At 63.0% G+C, this 2,704-nt stretch carries 2 protein-coding genes and 1 pseudogene; 2 read left to right on the plus strand and 1 reads right to left on the minus strand.

Annotation, left to right across the window (positions count from 1 at the left end; genetic code table 11):
* Positions 1-392 (minus strand): annotated as a pseudogene (locus ABWQ00_RS15825) (Mu transposase domain-containing protein); the annotation flags it as partial.
* Positions 393-534: 142 nt separating this feature from the next.
* Here ABWQ00_RS15825 and istA point away from each other — a divergent pair.
* Together istA and istB are read left to right on the plus strand one after the other, a co-directional pair.
* On the plus strand, positions 535-1,782 hold the full coding sequence (istA, locus tag ABWQ00_RS15830; protein ID WP_353239618.1) for an IS21 family transposase: 1,248 nt from the start codon (positions 535-537) through the stop codon (positions 1,780-1,782).
* A complete protein-coding gene (gene istB / locus ABWQ00_RS15835) occupies positions 1,779-2,636 on the plus strand; it encodes an IS21-like element helper ATPase IstB (RefSeq protein ID WP_353239619.1) in 858 nt (285 codons plus the stop codon). The genes istA and istB overlap by 4 nt, the downstream gene beginning before the upstream one ends.
* Positions 2,637-2,704 lie beyond the last annotated feature (68 nt).

Here is a 2,704-nt window from a genome sequence, read left to right on the forward strand (position 1 = left end):
TGGCGCTCAGGCAAGTGCTCTGGCGTGGTGGTAAATCCCCCCTTGTGGACACAGCGCATGTGGCTGGCCACCCGCTGGCCCCGGTGCAGCATCTCCATCGCCTTGGCTGTCACGCGCAACTCCAGCACCTGCCCGACCAAGGCGTGGGGGACGCTGTAGCGGTGGCCCTCGAACTCGACGTGGCTGTCTATATGCACCCGCACGGTCTTGAAGACGGCCCACTCCCAGGGCTGGGCGGGCAGCGCCATCAAGGCCGGGGCATCTATCTGAGCAAACACGCTGGCCCTGCAGCCGGGCATCTTTTGAAAGGCGCGCTCGTTCAGGTACGTCAGCAAGGGGGCGATGGCCTCGTTGACTTCTTGCACGCTGGCAAAGCGCTGTTTGCGCAGTGTCACTGCCGGATGAATACTCCCCGAATTGGCCGGTTGAAATTTCCCCAGTTTGAAGGTTGAACAGCCAGCAGGCCGAGGCCTGCTGGCTGTTCGCGCGCCTGACAGACCATATGCGTCATCAATGTGTGACGTGGGGGGTCAGGTGGTCAATCTGAAGGGACTGATGATGATTTTGGAGTTACACCGGCAGGGGCTGCCGATCTCCGTGATTGCCGAGCGCACCGGGCATGACCGCAAGACGGTTCGCAAATACATCGAGCAGGGCCTAGCGGTGCCCAGGTACAAGCCCCGAGCGGCCAAGTCGTTGCTATTGACGCCGTACCTGGATTATTTGCGAGAGCGGCTGCTGGCGTGGCCGGAGCTGACGGGGGCGCGTTTGCTGCGCGAGATCCGTGAGCAGGGCTACAGCGGTAGCAAGACGATTCTCAACGACCACCTTCGCCAGATCCGGCCGGCGCCGGTGGCTGGCTTTGAGGTGCGCTTTGAAACCCCGGCTGGGCAGCAGGCGCAGGTGGACTTTGCCGAGTTCAAGGTACGGTTCGCCGGTGATACGCATGAGCGCAAGGTTTGGCTGTTTGCCATGGTGCTGGGCCACAGCCGCTATCTGTGGGCGCAGTTTGTGATGCACCAGGACCTGCCCACGTTGCTGCGCTGCCACATGGATGCGTTCGAGCACTTTGGCGGTGTACCACGGGAGATCCTCTACGACCGCATGAAGACGGCTGTACTGGGCGAGCCGGAGCAGGACAAGGCAATCGTCTACAACCCCAAGCTGTTGGCCTGTGGGTCGCACTACGGCTTTGTGCCCCGGGCCTGCAAGCCCTATCGAGCCAAAACCAAGGGCAAGGTCGAGCGCCCGTTTCGCTATATCCGGGCGGACTTCTTCATGGCCCGACAGTTCACTGACTTGCAGGACATGAACCGGCAACTGCGCCACTGGCTCGATACCGTGGCCAATGCACGCCAGCACGCCACGACCGCACGGATCGTGGCTGAGCATTTCCTTGAGGAGCAGCCCACCTTACAAAAGATGCCGGCCGGGCGCTTCGATGCCGTGCTGCGTGTGGAGCGACGCGTGAGCACCGAGGGCTGCGTCAGTGTGGGTGGCAATTACTACAGCGTGCCCGACGGTACCCGCCGCCGGGCACTGGAGGTGGAGACGACCGCCGACCAGGTGCGCATCCACGAAGACGGGCGGCTCATTGCCGTGCATGCCTTGTTGCCTGGCCGACGGCAGCGCTCGGTGCTCTCGGGCCACCGCCACAGCCCGAGGCGTTCGGGCATGCACCACGAGCGGGCGAGCACGCGGCTGTTACCTGGCCATGCGGTGGCCACACGCTCACTGGGCGTCTATGAGCAGATTGCCCGCCAGCTCGGAGGCCTGTCATGAACGGCTCGACCACCGACCTGATCCGGCGCCACTTGGTAGGCTTGAAGATGCCCAGGGCGCTGGAGGCGCTGCAGACCACGCTCTCGCGCATCGAGCAGGGCCAGCTCTCGGCCCTCGAAGCCATCGAGTCCTTGCTGGGCGAGGAATACACCACGCGCGAGAGCCGGCGCATCAAGATGGCGCTGCAGACGGCGCGACTGACCACCGTCAAAAGTTTGTCCGGCTATGACTTTAGCTTCCAACCTAGTCTGGACCGCAACCGGGTGCTGGCCCTGGCCGAACTGGGCTTCATCGAGCGCAAGCAGTGCGTGCACTTCCTGGGCCCGCCGGGCACGGGCAAAAGCCACCTGGCCATCGCGCTGGGCTTTGAAGCGGTCAAGGCCGGCAAAAGTGTGTTCTTTGCCACTCTGGCCGAGTTGGTGGATTCCATGCGTAAGGCCGAGCGTGAGGGCAAGCTGCGCGAACGCGTGAAATTCCTCAGCCGCTACAGCCTGATCATCGTCGATGAGGTCGGCTACCTGCCGCTGGGCTCGGGCGGCGGCAACCTGTTCTTCCAACTGGTTAACGCCTGCTATGAGCGCAGCGCCATGGTCATGACCAGCAATCGAGGCTTCGGTGAGTGGGCAGAGATCTTTGGTGACGCGGTGGTAGCCACAGCCCTGCTCGACCGGCTGCTGCACCACGCCGTAGTCATCCCCATTGAGGGCAACTCCTACCGGCTGCGCGAGCATGCAGCATTGATACCGGAGAACATGCGCACCCGAGGATCGTTGCTCGATCCTGCGGGCGCTCAGCCCGTCAAGAGAAGGCCTGGTCGCCCGCCAAAGGAGGTGCGTGAATCTAACCTGGGCTGATCACCCGGCCACATAAGGTGGGGAAATTTGCTCCGGCCAAAGTGGGGAAAATTCAACCGGTGTTGACA

It is taken from the genome of Limnohabitans sp. (assembly GCF_040400975.1).
In the GTDB taxonomy this organism is placed as follows: domain Bacteria; phylum Pseudomonadota; class Gammaproteobacteria; order Burkholderiales; family Burkholderiaceae_C; genus Limnohabitans_A.

What these genes read in the sequence shown, in the direction of transcription:
- istB (WP_353239619.1), top strand. Translation starts at nt 1,779, where the DNA reads ATGAACGGCTCGACCACCGACCTGATCCGGCGCCACTTGGTAGGCTTG.